Source organism: Methanoplanus limicola DSM 2279 (assembly GCF_000243255.1).
GTDB lineage: Archaea > Halobacteriota > Methanomicrobia > Methanomicrobiales > Methanomicrobiaceae > Methanoplanus > Methanoplanus limicola.
The window spans coordinates 1,765,186-1,781,450 of sequence record NZ_CM001436.1; the positions used below are offsets into that span (position 1 = coordinate 1,765,186).

Below are 16,265 nucleotides of genomic sequence, written 5' to 3' on the forward strand. Positions count from 1 at the left end.
TCAAAACAGGTATTTTTAGCTGAATACTTTGATAATTATCAAAATAATTGAGAAGTAAAGATTTTAAAAATGCCTGTACCCTTAGCAGGCAGTAATCTTTCAGGCGCAGGGCAATCCCGTGTGCAGTGAAAGATTAAATTCAGTTTTTTAGAGCGGATAGCAAAGATAAAGCTATCATCATAACGTCCGGCATTATACTCTCTCTTAGCCGAAAATATGGCAGATTTTTAGTTATCAAACTTATACTCAAAATATATTGAATCTACGATATAAAGCATCATAAAATTACAATATCATATAAAGAACCTAAATGAAACCCAGGCAATAAGAAGCATTATCAGTGAATATTTCAGACCGGAAAGAGCGCTCCCTTCACCCATCTGCCCTGCAACAAGTCCGGAGAAGAAACCCTGAATCATTGCAGCATGAGAAAATATTCTCCTGTACAGCCCCATATCAACAGAACCTCCAAAAGACATTCCAGGCGTATCCCCTCCTGAAGACGCTGAAGCTGCCTCACCAGCTTCAGCCATTGTATCAAGAAATGTACCTGTCATAATTGCAATAACAAAAAGAAATACAAGAAATGATACAAGAACTATCACCACATATATCATCATATTATTTCTCCTCTCGGTAGCAAGGTTTACAAATTCATAGGAGTCATTTGCTGCCGCATTTAAAACTTCACTGACGTCCCCACCGGCTTTACTGGCCTTTGCAATAAGATCAACACTTCTTCTTGCAAGTGGGGTGCCGAGATTCTCACCAAATCTGTATATCGCCTCAACAAAAGGAACATTCCAGGAGATTTCATTGTCCAGTTTTTTTATGTGCTTTGTTAGACTCCCATAATCTCCACCGGAAACAGAATGTATTGCAGTAGGCAGTGTCATACCACTTTCGTTCATTCCTGCAACGTCCCTGAAAAAGTTCGGAAGCGCAACCTCGATATTTTTTATTCTCATTCCTTCTTTGGTATAAAAAAATGCAAGTGGTGTAAGTGCAACAACAAGCGTGATTACAAAGATATCATCTATAAAAGTTGATGTAATAAGTGATTTTATGCCGTAATCTCTTATTGTTGTTATAAATCCGGTAAAGAAGATAATTAGTGCCGCAGGTACTGAAACAACTAAAATATTGAGTGGATTTTCGGTAAGGAATTTCAGAGGATTATGAAATATTCTGTTGATACCTGTATTTGACCTGCGCCTGTTTTCTATTTTGGCCAGAATTTCTTCCTGTTTTGGATCCGTATCTGAAATCTGATCATTTTTTGCCTTACTCTTAAACAGTTTCATTTCAGACCTCCGGAGTCATGGAATCTATAAGAATTACAAACATTATACTTCCCATAGGAATTATTCCGTATATTACAGCATAGAGAAACAATGGACTTGAAGAACCGCTTATAGTTGACATTATTGACTGAAGGATAATCAGGAATAATGTGCCTGCAACAAGTGCAGTAACATATGATTCTGATATCAGGCCAAGTGTTTCTAGAAAAGTCTTCTGTTCCTGCCTGTTTTCCCTCGTGTACTGTGAGGCTTTATTTCTGAAATAATCAGAGAGATTACTGCCGCTTGATATGCTTGCAACAGCGCCCTGATAAAAATCCTTCATTCTGTCGCTCGGTGTATATTGGCCGGCCACCCTTAAAGCCTCAACAAGATCCTTTCCAAATATGTCAACATCGCGTGCAACAAATCTTGCTTCCACTGAACTTTCGCCATATATCGGACTTTCTCCAAGAAGCCTGAATACTTCTGCCGGAGTGATTCCTGCTGTGGACATTGCAGTAATATAATTTATTGCATATGGGAGAGTAGAATCAATATTCCTCTTTCTTTCCCCTGCCAGTATTCCGGGATAAATTAAAAACAGAGAATAAGTAATCCCCCCGAATATCAAAAGAGAGAGTATCACAACCAGAACTGTACCTATTATAAGATTATACTGGCTAAGGGTTATGATTATGTCAGGAACCTGTCCGCGGTAAACTACCAGGTTTGGGAGTTTTAAGATATATGTTATGATTCCTATGATAAATGCCATAAGAAGTCCCGCAATTATTGCTGACACATACGCTGTTGCAAGATATGCCTCAAACGGCGTTTTCATTCTGGCCTTAATCATATCAGTTCTAAGAGACAGATAATCATCTCTCTTTCTTCTGGCGCGTTCACCCATTAGGTTGAAGCAGAATCTCTCAAGACTATTCATAGAGATCAGCCCTTACAAGATTCATAATTGCGTCAGGATCTCTGTAATATGACATCAGAACCTTTCCAACATCCTTATAATTCCTGAGTTTCTTAATTCTCATCCATTCAAGAATTTCCTGTCTCCTCTTTAATTCTTCACGAATTCTCTCCTCGTTCCAGCCACGTTCTTCCATTATTTCTTCAAGAATGTATGATTTTCCGGAATAACGTATTTCATCCGTTGCAGCATACCATTTAAAGACATCATTTGTGATCAATTCACGTGTTCTTGGGTCAATGTCGAGAATCTCAATAAGTTGTTTGTTTCTCCTTATCCTCTGCCCGCCAACCCTTGACTGAACCTGAACACTGACAAGGTGAAGTGCGTTCAGCATATTTCTTGGAACATTGAGGGGTGGATTTTCAAGCCTGTGCACAACACTTGCAACTGAATCTGCATGCATTGTTGCATACGTAATGTGGCCGGTACTCATTGCCTGAAAAAGGGTAAGGGCCTCATTTCCTCTTACCTCACCTACTATGATATATTCAGGCCTCTGTCTGAGTGCAGCCCTCAGGAGCTCATACATATCGATTGAACCCTTCCCGTCAGAGTCAAATGACTCTCTGGTAATGCTTGGAATCCAGTTTTTATGTGGAAGTTTTAGTTCCCTTGTATCCTCAAGAGTTACAATTTTTGCAAGAGGAGGTATGAAGAGTGATATCGCATTCAGTGATGTGGTCTTTCCGGAAGCAGTTCCGCCTGCAAAAATACATGATTTTCCGCTTTCAACAGCAAGCCAGATGTAAGCAATTGAAAGTGGCGTGAATGTTCCCCATTCTATGAGATCAGTCGGCGTAATAGGTTCTTCTTTGAATTTTCTTATTGTAAATGTGGAACCGTGTGCCGTAACTTCAGTTCCAAGAGTCATCTGAATTCTTGAACCGTCAGACATTGTGGCATCGAGCATGGGTTCTGCGATTGATATATATTTCCCGGCTCTTTGTGCAAGTCTTGTAACAAATGAATCCAGATTTGTACTTTTTTCATAAGAAAGGGTTGTCTGCATAGACTCATAATTAGAATGATAGACAAATATTGGAACATTAAGGCCATCACATGATATGTCCTCAATGAACTTATCGTGCATAATTGGATCAATGAGACCGTCACCAAGGAATTCCTTATAAATCATATACAATATTTTTGCCTTTGAAGGAGGATCTATTTTAATGCCATAATCCTGTATTATTTCAGAGACTGATATTTTTAAAATATCATACGATTCTTCTTTAGTGACATCTTTTGTATTTACATCAAGAGTTTCAAATAGTCTCTGTTTGATCTCCTGTAATAACTCCTCTTCTGCCTTATTCAGGGACGGTTCAATAACATTGTATATGTGCTCATTAGTATTTTTGTCATATATTATCCTGACGTATGCATAAGGCTCATTCACAGGATATAATTCAACCTCCTCAAGACCTTCCACGTTTTCCGGATTAAATGTGAGATCAACAATTGAACCATGAACTGAAGGATTATATTCTGCCTGATATACTTTTTCAGGTTTTTTAAACCCGGAAAAAAACTTCTTAGCCGGTTTGGTTTCTCCAAAGATCTTTCCCTTCTTCTTTCTTTTAAAATCCGTTAATCTGCCGGATATAACCGTCTTTTCATCAGGGAAATTCTTACTGAATATCGAATCAATCCTGGATAATATTTCATCCTTTTCCTCAGGTAAAAATGCCTTATCTTTTGATTTAAGTTTAAAATCCTCAAGTTCAATAGTTGCACCTTTCGGGAGAATAAGATCTGAAAATTCCTCGTTTGAAGAATATGAAATCTCTCTGTCTCCATAACCTCCTTCATCAGACCACCTTGTCTTTTTTGCAGCCGGATATATTTTAATTTCTGTATCTACCGCCTTTATTTTATCCTCAAAGTCCTGCAATTTATATTCTTTAGCAATTTCTGCTGCATAATCAGTTATTTTATCTTCCGGTTTTTTTCCTTTCCGGAAATCTTTCGTTATTATATCTTCCTCTGCTCCGGATTCTTCTTTCTGCTCAGAATCATCAGTCTCACTCTCCTTTCCGGTGCCTCTTTCGGTTTCTGACTTAACCCCGGAATACCCCATATTTCCGGATTCGCTCTTTTCATTGACTTCAATCTCAGTTTTCTTCTCATTCCCCTCTTCACTTTCAGTTAATCTCTCATATTCTTCCGGATATTCAGACTGCCCATCACTATCATCATCAATGAATATTTTTTTTGCAGCAGCCGCAATCTGCGGACCTGCCGGACCATCTGCGGTAGTATCAGCTGCATTTATTGCGGATTTATTTTCCTGCCTTAAACCGTATCTTCCGGCAGTTTCCTCTGACTCATCCGGACTTCCGGCAGGCACACGCAATTCATCAGGAGAAATACCAAAAGTGGCCTCTGAAGGCTTTGATCCTGAATTATCTTCCTTTTTTGTTAAATCTGGTAATAATTCAGCAGATTCTCCGGGAAATGATTCATAGTTTTCTTTATCTGATGAACCGCTGTATTCTTCAGATTCTTCATAAACACCTGTTGCTCCAGGACCATCTCCCGGCCCTTCATTATACGTCCCCTCTTTTTTACCGGTATTTCCGGAAGGTACTTTATTTGTGATTTGGAGTTCTTCATTGCCTGCGGTTTGAAAATCAATTAAATTATCTGAATTATCTGAACTTTCTTTTTTACCTTCAGCAGTTCTGATCTTTTTTAAGATTTCTTCAAGGCTTTTTCCGGCCTTATAACTATCAGGTTTCTCTTCCGGACTATCACCAGATGAATTATTATTTAACAGTTCATATGGGTCAAATCTGCTTTTAGCAGGATCATCTTTCTCAGAACTGTCTGGTATAGGATTATTCAGATAAGATCTATCATTATTATTGCCGGAGAGAAGATCTTTATTGCTTTTATCAATACTCTCTTCAGTATTGCTTTTGTTATCAGCCGGAATATTTATTGAAATGTCCTGCTGATCAACTTTATCTGCTGATTTCCTTTTAAAAAATGATTTAAATCCCTTCTTTTTCTCTTCATCAGACATATTTTCTCCGGTTATAAATCTATTCTGAAAGACTCATCCGGACCGGTTACTGCCAGTTTTGTCTTAAAATCAGTACGATATTTAATCATAACAGTACATAAATAATCACCTTTTGGAATCAGAAATGAAGCAATTCCTGAAGAAGACGTTGTTGCATGATTATATGAGGATCTGCCTTTTCTTTTCATAATTACTCTGGCACCTTCAGCCGGATTATTGTTTAAATATACATATATGATGACCTTTGATGCTTCAACACCAAAATTGCCCACATGAGGTATTGCACTTTCATCGATGTGCTCTTTTAAAATGCTGTCCTTATATATTCTTGCCCGGGAAATTACAGCTGAAGCCAGCCTGTCCTCAATAACAAATACTCTGAAATTAAGGGATTTATCAAGTTTGTACAGGGCTTTATCCCCATAAAGGACACCAAATTTATCAACAAATACTGCCCCTTCTATCTCTCCGCCATCTGAAATTAAAAGTAATCCGGTATCGTTTATTTCTGACAGGATTATGGCGGATAAATTATTATCAAAAACATACCCGAGCATATTATTATAGGTATATTCACCCGCATAATCTGAATTTTTTAGAATATTTTCAAGTTCCTGAGTAATTTCCATTTCATTCCTCATTGGACTAATAGTATACACATTACTTTCATGGCAGTTCTGAATAATAGACCTGGATAATTTATTAATGCTAATCTGTATCACCTGACAGATTAATATCACTTTTTGTACCTGGGTGCACGATATTATATTTCACTTTATCAAAACTATAATACAGATGCAGTATATTGTGCCCCTGGCAATCTCATCGTTTGCTGTAATAATGACCCTCCTATATGCGTCATACAGGGATATCCTTGAACGGCGGGTGCCCTTTAAGACATGGTACCCCATGCTGACTGTCGGAATTCCGATGACATTGTGGACTTACATGATTTTTTTTGGAATTCAGATTCATTTTGCCACAGGCATGATAATAATGACATTGATCTTCTCCTTAATGTTTTACTTTATGTCGGCATATCTTCACCTTTTTGGGGGTGCAGACGCCTGGGCAATGATATTTATCTCCATATTAATTCCATTCTATCCGCTACAGCCAATATGGGGGATTCCCCCGTACCAGTTTTTCCCTTTCAGCGTTTTTGTGAATGCTGTCATCCTGAATCTGACAGTGCCGGCTGTACTGCTCATATATAACATACTGAAGGGGAATAGGGCGCCCATCAAATATATGATGATCGGGTATCCGGTAAAAAGTGACTCCCTGACTGACCATTATGGATTTATTATGGAGGAATTTGAAGAAGATGGTGACGGGATAAAAAGGCATTTTATGACATACGGCGGCTCACTTAAACGAATGGTTGAAGGGAAAAGAAGGATGTATACTGCTGACATAAGAAAAAATCCTGAGGATTATTCAAAAGAGATAACATATTACAAAAAAGCAGGATCTGTCTGGATATCCTACGCGGTTCCGTTTATCATCCCCATCACTGCCGGATTAATTACAGCTCTGATATTTGGAGATATCCTCTTTGCTTTAATCAGCGTATTTACAGGAGCTTAAATAAGGAATAATAATTAGAGAAATAAAATTTACTACAGTTTTTGAAACTGAGATATAAATATTTAAAATTATTAATTACAGGAGTAAATATGGAAATTAAGTATAATGAAAACAATCTTGTTCCCGTTATTGTTCAGGACTGTGATACAAAAGCTGTACTGATGCTTGCATATGCAGACAAAGAGGCACTTTCTCTGACTATAGATACAGGATTTGCACATTATTATTCAAGAAGCAGGAATAAAATGTGGAAAAAAGGCGAGGAGAGCGGCCATACGCAGGAAATAGTAAAAATCCTGAAAGACTGTGACAGTGATACTCTATTATATCAGGTTCGTCAGAAAGGAGCGCCCTGCCACACAGGATATGACTCCTGTTTCTACAGAACTATTGAAGGAGAGATTATCGGGAAAAAAATATTTGATCCTGAGAAAGTCTATTCCGGTTCAGAAAAAGACTGAACAAAGTTCAGGCCAATCTCATATTTTGATCCTTTATCTTACCATGACTCTATTAAATTAATTATGTATTAATTACATGAGTTTATACGGTGGTTTTTTAATGAAACTTGTACCAGATACCAGCGTCGTCATAGACGGACGCATCACTTCGATGATTAAAGAATCGGGTGAATATAAAGGGGCCACAATAATTGTTCCAGAGGCCGTAATAGCAGAATTGGAGGCACAGGCAAACCAGGGGCGTGAAATAGGTTTCAGTGGTCTTACCGAACTTCAGGAATTATCAAAACTTGCAGAAGAGGAAATAATTGTTCTTAAATATGAAGGTGTAAGACCGAGCCTTGATCAGGTTAAACTTGCAAGTGGCGGAGAAATTGATGCTTTAATAAGAAAAGTTGCTCTTGATAATGAAGATGCAAAATTTATAACAAGCGATATTGTCCAGTCAGAAGTCGGAAAGGCAAAAGGTCTTGATGTACTCTATCTCAAACCACAGTCCGGTGAATTTTCGCCATTATCAATAGACAAATATTTTGATGAAAATACACTTGCAGTCTTTTTAAAAGAGAGGGCAAAACCTGTGGCAAAGAAGGGCTCACTAAAAGAGAGCACTCTTGAAATTCTAAGTGAAGATCCTGTTTCCGAATATGAACTCAGAAGGATTTCACTTGAGATTCTGGAAAGAGCAAAAAGGGATCCTGATGGCTTTATTGAGCTGGAAAAGAGAGGAATAACTATTGTTCAGATAGGCTCAATGAGAATTTCCATTGCAAGAAAACCTTTCTCAGATGGAATGGAAATAAATGCCGTAAGGCCTATTGTTGACAGAAAACTCTCTGACTATACCCACTCTGATATTATATCCAAAAGACTTCTTGACGGACGTCAGGGAATGCTGATTGTAGGAATGCCCGGCACAGGAAAAACGACTCTTGCACAGAGTGTTGCTATATTTTTATCAGATAAAGAATATTCTGTCAAGACGATGGAAGCGCCAAGGGATATTCAGGTTCCTGACGAAATTACCCAGTATACTGCGCTTGACGGAAGCATGGAGAATACCGGAGAGGTGATGCTCCTTATAAGGCCGGATTATGTAATATTTGATGAACTCAGAAAAAGTGATGACTTCAGTGTCTTTGCTGATATGCGCCTCGCAGGCATAAATATGGTGGGCATTCTGCACGCAGATGATGTTGAAGATGCACTTCAGAGAGTTATCAGCAGAACAGGATTCGGAGTGATTCCACAGATTATTGATACAGTAGTCTGCGTCAACGAAGGAGATGTCGCAGGAATATATGACCTCAAATTTGAGATCAAAGTCCCCGATGCAATTCCTGATGATGAAGAGGAATTTATGGCAAGACCTGTAATTTCAGTCAGGAATATCATTAGTAAAAAGAACGTATCGGAGATATTTCTTTATGAAGGAGAGACTATCTTTTTTTCAGCTGAAAAAGAATCAGGACATATATGCACAGAAGATGAATCAGAGGCTCCTGAGACAGAACTTCCCCCGGAAGAAGATATCTCGATAAAGCTTGTTGAGCGTGAAATACAAAGAGAGATAGGAAGATTTACTGAGGGTGCTGTTGATGTCAGAATGCAGAATGACAGCAAAGCAATAGTATATATTGATGACCGCGATGTTCCGGCAGCAATTGGAAAAGGCGGAAAGAATGTAGCCGCTATTGTAAACAAACTCAGCATTGGCATTGATATAAAACCAAAGAGTGAACTGCCTTCAAAGGAAGTAAGTGAAGAGAAGGAAAAACCGACAGTTCCGGTTCAAAAAACTCCGGACAAAAACGGAAAAGGCAATGGTCTTGACATCCGTTTCGATAAGAAATACCTGATCATTCATACTCCGGAAAACAGCGAAAAAATAGTTGATGTTTTTGGCGGAAGAGAATATCTCTTTACTGCTACAGTAAATGAGGAAGGCGATATTCATATGTCAAAGAATAACAGCATAGCTCAGGAAATGATAAGAAGGTATAATGAAGGAGAAGAGATCAGGCTGAGACCTGTCTGATATTATTTTTTGGAGTGATCGTAAGTGAGCAGGTTTGAAACAGAAGTTTACGAAGATAATTACAGAGAGTCCTGGTCGCATATATTTGAAGCTGATCCGGGTGAGGCAGATAAATTCTATTTAAATGTTGCATATCCCTATCCCAGCGGAGCAATGCATGTAGGACACGGAAGAACATATATTGTACCTGATGTCATCGCACGTTTCTGGAGAATGAAAGGGAAGCATGTTCTTTTCCCCATGGCATTCCATGTTACAGGAACGCCTGTCATAGGAATATCCCGGAGGATTGCAAATGGTGATGAGAAGACAATAAAGCTGTACAGTGAGCTTTACAGGGTCCCTGCTGATGTCCTGGATAAATTTACTGACCCTGATGAGATTGTAAAGTATTTCAGCAGTGAATATGAGCGCGTAATGAGGGCGTGTGGTCTCTCAATCGACTGGAGAAGACGTTTTACTACTGTATATCCCCAGTACAGCAAATTCATAGAATGGCAGTATCTGCACCTTATGGACCAGAACCGGGTCATCAGGGGTGCACATCCAGTCAAATACTGCCCACAGTGCGATAATCCTGTGGGGGACCATGATCTTTTGGAGGGAGAAAAGGCAGAGATTGTAAAGTACGTTCTTGTAATGTTTAAATGGGGCGAATATACAATCCCCTGTGCTACTCTCAGGCCTGAAACAACATATGGTGTAACAAATCTCTGGATAAATCCGGATGTTGTGTACAAAAAAGTAACTGTTGACGGTCAGAAATGGATTTTGTCTCCCGAAGCAGCAGATAAAATACGCCTTCAGGATCATGAACTTACAACAGAGGGAGAAATTTCCGGCAGTGAACTGATAGATGAAAAGGTATTACATCCTTTTTCAGGAGAGGTTCCCATTCTTCCGGCAACTTTTGTAGATCCGGATATGGCAACCGGAATTGTAATGAGTGTTCCCGCGCATGCTCCATTTGACTACATTGCACTTAGGGACCTTCAGAAAGAAGGCAGATACACAGAAATTGTTCCGGTTGCTCTAATCAATGTAAAAGGCTATGGTGAGTTCCCCGCCATGGATGCCGTAGAGAAATCAGGTATTAAAGACCAGAATGACCCCGGCATGGAAACCCTCACACAGGAGATTTACAGCGCGGAGTTCACATCCGGAAGAATGCTCCCGCAGTACGGCGGTCAGCCTGTACGTGTTGCGCGCGATGAATTTTCTGCTATTATGCTTGAACAGCATGGTTCAATGGCAATGTACGACTTTGATGTCAGAGATGTCATGTGCCGCTGTGGTGGCAGGGTTTATGTCAGAATTCTGAAGGATCAGTGGTTCCTGAAGTACAGTGATCCTGAATGGAAAGAAGAAGTTCATGAACAGATTGGCAAAATTAATCTTGTGCCTGCCGAAGTCCGGACAGAATTTGACAGGACTGTGGACTGGCTTAAGGACTGGGCATGTACAAGAAGGGTAGGTCTTGGTACAAAACTTCCCTGGGACAAAAACTGGCTTGTTGAGCCGCTCTCCGATTCCACAATTTATATGGCATTTTATACAATTGCCCATAAGCTTGTAAATCTTGAAGCGGATAAACTGACACCCGAAGTATTTGATTATGTATTCCTCGGAAAAGGCAGCCCGGCAGATCTTCCTTTAGATGAAGAGACAATATCCGATCTAAGGTCAGAATTTTTATACTGGTATCCATATGATTTTAGATTTTCAGCTAAGGATCTAATATCAAATCACCTGACATTCCAGTTATTCCACCACAAGGCGCTCTTCCCTGAAGAACTTCAGCCAAAAGGGATGGTTGTCTTTGGAATGGGTCTTTTGGAAGGAGCAAAGATGTCCTCTTCCAAAGGTAATGTTATACTTCTGGAGGATGCAGTACAGGAAGTCGGTGCTGACACCGTCAGAATGTTCCTTGTTGGCAGTGCAGAGCCCTGGCAGGACTTTGACTGGAGAAAAGAGCTTGTATCTTCTACAAGAAAACAGATAGAACGTTTCTGGAATACAATACATGAAGGTGCCGAATCAGAGGAAAGTTATCCTGTTGACAGATGGCTCATCTCCAGGATGCAGGAGAGAATTAAAAATGCAAACATATGCATGGAGTCATTCCAGACAAGGCAGGCTCTTCAGGAGGCTTACTTCGGAATAGAATCTGATCTTAAATGGTACCGCCGCCGCCTGCCTGAAAATGTCAGATCATCATCTGCAGTTTCAGAGATAAGTTCAGCATGGATAAGACTTCTTTCACCGTTCATTCCGTTTACTGCACAAAAACTCTGGGAGATTACCGGAAATGAAGGAGAAGTTGCCTTTGCAAAATGGCCTGTGCCTGAAGAATCAAAGACGGATATTTTACTTGAACTCTCAGAAGAGCTTCTTGAAAGGACAGTTGAAGATGTTGAATCTATCCTTAAGCTCATTCAGATTGACGCTGAGAAGATTGTTCTTATTATTGCACCGGACTGGAAGCGTGACGTCTTTGATATAATTGCAAAATCAGAGAACAGAAAGAAGGTAATCTCTGAGATCATGAAAGATGAGGAGATGAAGAAGCGCGGAAAGGATGCAACTGACGCTGCAAAGCAGATTACAAATCTGATACACAGATTCCCGCCTGAGCTGACATTAAGAATTGCTGAAAACAGGGTGGACGAGTACTCTGTATTTGAGTCAGCCGCCGAATTTTTGAGGCATGAATTCAATCTGCCTGTTGAAGTAGTCCGTGCTGATGACTATCCGGGCAAAAAATCAGGACAGGCGTTGCCATTTAAACCGGCAATTGTAGTAGAATAATAAATCTATCTTTTTTTATGATTAATTACGTAAACCTGCGAATTCAGATATTGAATTTCCGGTGAAAAAAATAGGTTATGTATCTCACATGAGGAGATTACTTGCTTTTCTTTGCTGCATCCGTTGCCTTCTTTTTTCTCTCCTTTGTATTGTAACCGGTTACAAATTCGAGATATTTATTATATTTTCGTGAAGTTTCAAGGACTATTCTGTCAGCTTCCTCTTCGGGAAGATTATCATACAATGATATATCAGACTCTGTATCCACAACAAGGGCTTTTTCTTTATCCCCAAGGCTCACGGTCATTTTTTTGAATGCACCGCTGCTTATGGTAAGAACACCGTCATTATCTTCAGGTTTTAAGCCAAAATATTCTTCTATACCCTCATACATCCTTTCCTTCAATCCTTCTTTGAAACCTCTTTTAATTGGATATTCCTGCATACCTAACTATCTGTCGTTAAAGTTAATCAGATTTTTTGAATACAGTTTTATTCCTTAGAACTTACAGAAGATTAAATGATATTTATGCTAAACAGGACATATTACATATTTCACCGATAATACTATATTTAAAGCCGCTATAATGGTAATAATTGAATAATCAGATATGAGGTGTTTTTATTGGAAGATATTACTATTCTCTCAAAACCACCCTCCGGCCGGGGTATTAAAGGTATAGTCGGTTTTCCGGGGAGCGGACTGGTGGGCAGTATCTCTGTACAGTATCTTGTAGATAATGCAGGATTCAACTATATTGGTAGCATTACCAGCAAGTATTTCCCGCCAATTACTATGATGATTGAAGGTGTCATCAATGCACCTGTAAGAATATATGAAAAGGAGAACATTATCGCATTTGTAGCAGATATTCCTATTCATCCCTCGATATGCTATGAAATATCACATTCAATTATTGAGTGGCTTATGGAATATGACTTAAAAGAGATCGTTGTAATTGCCGGGCTTATTACTAATACACCTGAGAAAAGAGTATTTGGTGTAGGAACTGAAACTGAAGCCCTCGATATTATCAGAGACAAAGCAGAAATTCTGCCAATGGGAAGTATTTCAGGCATTCCGGGAAGTATACTGACAGAATGTAAAATCAGAAATATTCCCGCAGTCGGACTTTTAGGCGAAACAGTTAATACCCCGGATCCACGGTCATCAGTATCAGTATTGGGCGTCATGAATGATCTTTATGGTTTTGATGTTGATGTTAACCCCCTTATGGAACAGGCCGAGGAGATAGAAGCATCAATGCAGAAGATGGCAGAGCAGGTGCGTGATACAGAGGATACGAGAACTCCAAAGAAGGAACATCTTCCTATGTACGGGTGATTTAAATGATTGTTTCAGCATTAACAGGAATTTCTCCAAATATAATTACTGAGTTAAAGAAGGGTAAACCAAGAACTCTGGAACTATACAGCGCCCACAATATCATTACACTGACCGAAATTCTCCCGGGAGATCATATATTTATGACTGATGTTGATCTTGAAGATGTCTGTACGGGTGACAGGGGAATAATTGCAGAGGTTCAGTCGATCAATATTACTATGAAAAGGGTGACCGAATGGATTAATCCTTTATTATGTGAAGAGAAAGAGAGAATGTCTGCCCGAATTAAACTTAAATATATAGATATGGCACTTGCAAAAAGGGTTGAAGGGCGTGAATGGGCAAAACCAACATCTGTCTGTCTGTATGAATCTTCAGTTTATCATGCCGGATAAATCTAATTTTTTTCTCCAGATAAAAAAAAAGCATTTATAAGTAAGTAATGCTAATCTAATAGAGCAGAAGATGACTGCATGGATCTGTGGCTTAGCCAGGATATAGCGCCGGGCTTCTAACCCGGATGTCGGGGGTTCGAATCCCTCCAGGTCCGCTTATTTTTCAGAGTTATTCCTTAATAAAATAAATCTGCCCACCACAGAACAGATAAATTATAAAATAACGGCACTCGCTCTGTTCCCCGGGATATTATAAAAATTCACTGATTTCTGAAAAAAAGAGTTTATTTATTTTAAATCGCTTCTTGTTTGATTATTGATTATAACACCTTTGTTCCGGCTTCTACATCCCGTAAGGATGTCAGAAGTGACGCATCATCTCCTGCCGCAAGTATCATACCATTTGACTCCACGCCAAAAAGTTTTGCCGGCTTAAGATTTGTCACTACGACCACACTTTTCCCTATCAGTTCTTCCGGTGTGTAAAACGGGGCAATTCCGGAAACTACCTGCCTCTTTTCATCCCCAAGATCAACCTGTATCTTAAGAAGTTTCTTTGAACCTTCAATAGGTTCAGCTTCGTAAATTTTTGCTACCTTTAGTTCAACTTTTGCAAATTCGTCAATTGTTATCATATTATCTTCCTTATTCTCTTTATTTTCCTTTCTTACTGCTTCTTCGATTCTGATATTCAGTGTCTTCTCATATTCCTCCACCTTCTCATCCTCTATTTTTTCAAAGAGAATGGAAGGTTTTGGAAGGATTTCACTCTCAAAACCTGTAACTGACTCTGAGAGATTCTGATCTTTAACAGAAGTTGTAAACCCTAACATCTCCCATGCTTCCTGTGCTTTCTCCGGAATTAAAGAGTCAAAGAGTATCACAAGACCTTTTGCGATCTGAAGACAGTTTCTGACGACCTTCTCTGCTTTTTCTCTGTCGTCCTTTATCAGTTTCCAGGGGGCGTTATTCTGAATGTATATATTGCCATATGAAGCCAGAGACATTATTGAATCAACGGCAGATTTGAATTCATACTCGCGTATTGCAGCCTCAGTTTCCGATATAGCTTCTTCAATTCTTCCTGTTATTTCTTCATCCGGGGTGTAATCCGGAACTCCGCCAAGTTTTTTTGAGGCGAAGTGCAGAGTTCTGTAGAGGAAATTGCCAAAGGTATCAACAAGCTCATTGTTTACACGCGCCTGATATTCCTTCCAGGAGAAGTTCAGTTCTTTTGTGTGACTTGTGTACGAAAGTATGTAATACCTAAGATAGTCAGGGGAGAGACCGAGATCAAGATAATCGTCATTCGTCCAGACGACATAACCGCGGCTTTTGGAAAATGTCTTATCGTCTATCTTCACCATTCCGCTTGCCACTACTGCGTCCGGCTTTGAGTAACCTGCACCTTCCAGAAGAGCCGGCCAGAACACACAGTGATGATATATAATATCCTGACCGATGAAATGAATGACTGGTGAATCCCCTTTCCAGAACTGTTCCCAGTTGCCGCCGGTCTTCTCTGCCCACTCCTCTGTGAAGGCAATATAACCGATAGGTGCATCCACCCAGACATAAACCACAAGATCATCATGTTCGGGGAATTTTACACCCCATTTCAGGGTTCTGGTGATGCACCAGTCATGCAGTCCCTCCCTGATCCATCCTGAAGCATAATTTCTGGCATTTGATGTCCCTTTAAGATCCGGAAGATAACCTTCAAACATTTCATTGAAATCTGATAACCTGAAGAAGAAATGCTCCTGATCACGCAGTTCTGCATTCCCGCCACAGATTTTGCACACCGGATCTTTGATCTCACCAGGCTCAAGGTGCTTGCCGCAGCCCTGGTCACATTCATCACCTCTTGCTTTCTCTCCACAGAATGGGCATATTCCCTCCACATATCTGTCCGGCAGGAACATATCACATTCCGGACAGTAGCTCTGGCTTATTATCTTTTTATAGATATGATCGTTTTGTATGAGCTTTTCAACGACTTCTTTTGTTCTTGCATGATTTGACGGATCGTCAGTCATGCCAAACCGGTCAAAACTGATGAGCATTTTCTTAAATGTCTCATCAAAATGCCTGTGATATCTCTCAGACATTTCACGCGGGGTTATCCCTTCTGCTTCGGCACTGATTACTATAGGAGTTCCGTGATTGTCTGAACCGCAGACAAAGACAACTTCATCTCCGCAGTGGCGCAGAAACCTGACATAAAAATCAGCAGGCACATATGTGCGCAAATGTCCTATGTGGCATGGTCCGTTTGTGTACGGAAGTCCGCATGTCACAAGAACCGGTGTATCACTCATGCCTA

The 16,265-nt window shown here is 39.8% G+C and carries 12 protein-coding genes and 1 tRNA gene; 7 read left to right on the forward strand and 6 right to left on the reverse strand.

Features of this window, described 5'->3' with window-relative positions; all coding sequences use genetic code 11:
- Positions 1–293: 293 nt before the first annotated feature.
- From METLIM_RS08490 to METLIM_RS08505, 4 genes are read right to left on the reverse strand one after another with little or no spacing between them, the layout of a single operon-like run.
- Complete coding sequence (locus METLIM_RS08490) at positions 294–1,304, reverse strand: type II secretion system F family protein (RefSeq protein WP_004077666.1); 1,011 nt, start codon at positions 1,302–1,304, stop codon at positions 294–296.
- 1 nt (position 1,305) lies between these two features.
- Positions 1,306–2,229 (reverse strand): type II secretion system F family protein, encoded by a 924-nt coding sequence (locus METLIM_RS08495; RefSeq protein WP_004077668.1) that lies wholly within the window; start codon positions 2,227–2,229, stop codon positions 1,306–1,308.
- Positions 2,222–5,299 (reverse strand): ATPase, T2SS/T4P/T4SS family, encoded by a 3,078-nt coding sequence (locus METLIM_RS17620; RefSeq protein WP_004077670.1) that lies wholly within the window; start codon positions 5,297–5,299, stop codon positions 2,222–2,224. Before METLIM_RS17620 ends, METLIM_RS08495 begins: the two co-directional genes overlap by 8 nt.
- Before the next feature lie 11 nt (positions 5,300–5,310).
- Complete coding sequence (locus METLIM_RS08505; RefSeq protein ID WP_004077672.1) at positions 5,311–5,928, reverse strand: hypothetical protein; 618 nt, start codon at positions 5,926–5,928, stop codon at positions 5,311–5,313.
- Positions 5,929–6,106: 178 nt separating this feature from the next.
- On the opposite strand from METLIM_RS08505, the gene METLIM_RS08510 reads away from it, so the two are divergent.
- The 4 genes from METLIM_RS08510 (at position 6,107) to leuS (ending at position 12,196) form a co-directional block, all read left to right on the forward strand.
- Entirely contained in the window at positions 6,107–6,889 is a 783-nt protein-coding gene (locus METLIM_RS08510) for an A24 family peptidase C-terminal domain-containing protein (RefSeq protein WP_245543515.1), read from the forward strand.
- A gap of 89 nt (positions 6,890–6,978) precedes the next feature.
- Positions 6,979–7,350: a phosphoribosyl-AMP cyclohydrolase gene (gene hisI, locus METLIM_RS08515; RefSeq protein WP_004077675.1), complete on the forward strand. Its 372-nt coding sequence runs from the start codon at positions 6,979–6,981 to the stop codon at positions 7,348–7,350.
- 100 nt (positions 7,351–7,450) lie between these two features.
- Positions 7,451–9,388 carry a PINc/VapC family ATPase gene (locus METLIM_RS08520; RefSeq protein WP_004077677.1) on the forward strand — a complete coding sequence of 646 codons (1,938 nt, stop codon included), beginning with the start codon at positions 7,451–7,453 and terminating at the stop codon, positions 9,386–9,388.
- Positions 9,389–9,412: 24 nt separating this feature from the next.
- Positions 9,413–12,196: a leucine--tRNA ligase gene (gene leuS, locus METLIM_RS08525; RefSeq protein ID WP_004077678.1), complete on the forward strand. Its 2,784-nt coding sequence runs from the start codon at positions 9,413–9,415 to the stop codon at positions 12,194–12,196.
- A 97-nt stretch (positions 12,197–12,293) separates the two neighbouring features.
- On the opposite strand, the gene METLIM_RS08530 is transcribed toward leuS, so the two are convergent.
- Positions 12,294–12,641 (reverse strand): DUF5611 family protein, encoded by a 348-nt coding sequence (locus tag METLIM_RS08530; RefSeq protein ID WP_004077684.1) that lies wholly within the window; start codon positions 12,639–12,641, stop codon positions 12,294–12,296.
- Between the two features lie 180 nt (positions 12,642–12,821).
- Between METLIM_RS08530 and METLIM_RS08535 the strand changes: the two genes are divergently transcribed.
- From METLIM_RS08535 to METLIM_RS08545, 3 genes are all read left to right on the forward strand, one after another.
- Positions 12,822–13,541, forward strand: a complete 720-nt coding sequence (locus METLIM_RS08535; protein WP_004077687.1) for a proteasome assembly chaperone family protein — start codon at positions 12,822–12,824, stop codon at positions 13,539–13,541.
- A 5-nt stretch (positions 13,542–13,546) separates the two neighbouring features.
- A complete protein-coding gene (locus METLIM_RS08540) occupies positions 13,547–13,939 on the forward strand; it encodes a DUF473 domain-containing protein (protein WP_004077689.1) in 393 nt (130 codons plus the stop codon).
- Between the two features lie 80 nt (positions 13,940–14,019).
- A tRNA-Arg gene (locus METLIM_RS08545) sits at positions 14,020–14,094 on the forward strand.
- 165 nt (positions 14,095–14,259) lie between these two features.
- Here METLIM_RS08545 and metG read toward each other — a convergent pair.
- Positions 14,260–16,260 (reverse strand): methionine--tRNA ligase, encoded by a 2,001-nt coding sequence (gene metG / locus METLIM_RS08550; RefSeq protein ID WP_004077691.1) that lies wholly within the window; start codon positions 16,258–16,260, stop codon positions 14,260–14,262.
- Positions 16,261–16,265: the final 5 nt, after the last annotated feature.

Excerpts from the sequence above, each read along its gene's own strand:
- METLIM_RS08490 (WP_004077666.1), bottom strand. The coding sequence starts at position 1,304 with ATGAAACTGTTTAAGAGTAAGGCAAAAAATGATCAGATTTCAGATACG.
- METLIM_RS08495 (WP_004077668.1), bottom strand. The coding sequence starts at position 2,229 with ATGAATAGTCTTGAGAGATTCTGCTTCAACCTAATGGGTGAACGCGCC.
- METLIM_RS17620 (WP_004077670.1), bottom strand. The coding sequence starts at position 5,299 with ATGTCTGATGAAGAGAAAAAGAAGGGATTTAAATCATTTTTTAAAAGG.
- METLIM_RS08505 (WP_004077672.1), bottom strand. The coding sequence starts at position 5,928 with ATGGAAATTACTCAGGAACTTGAAAATATTCTAAAAAATTCAGATTAT.
- hisI (WP_004077675.1), top strand. The coding sequence starts at position 6,979 with ATGGAAATTAAGTATAATGAAAACAATCTTGTTCCCGTTATTGTTCAG.
- METLIM_RS08520 (WP_004077677.1), top strand. The coding sequence starts at position 7,451 with ATGAAACTTGTACCAGATACCAGCGTCGTCATAGACGGACGCATCACT.
- METLIM_RS08530 (WP_004077684.1), bottom strand. The coding sequence starts at position 12,641 with ATGCAGGAATATCCAATTAAAAGAGGTTTCAAAGAAGGATTGAAGGAA.
- METLIM_RS08540 (WP_004077689.1), top strand. The coding sequence starts at position 13,547 with ATGATTGTTTCAGCATTAACAGGAATTTCTCCAAATATAATTACTGAG.
- metG (WP_004077691.1), bottom strand. The coding sequence starts at position 16,260 with ATGAGTGATACACCGGTTCTTGTGACATGCGGACTTCCGTACACAAAC.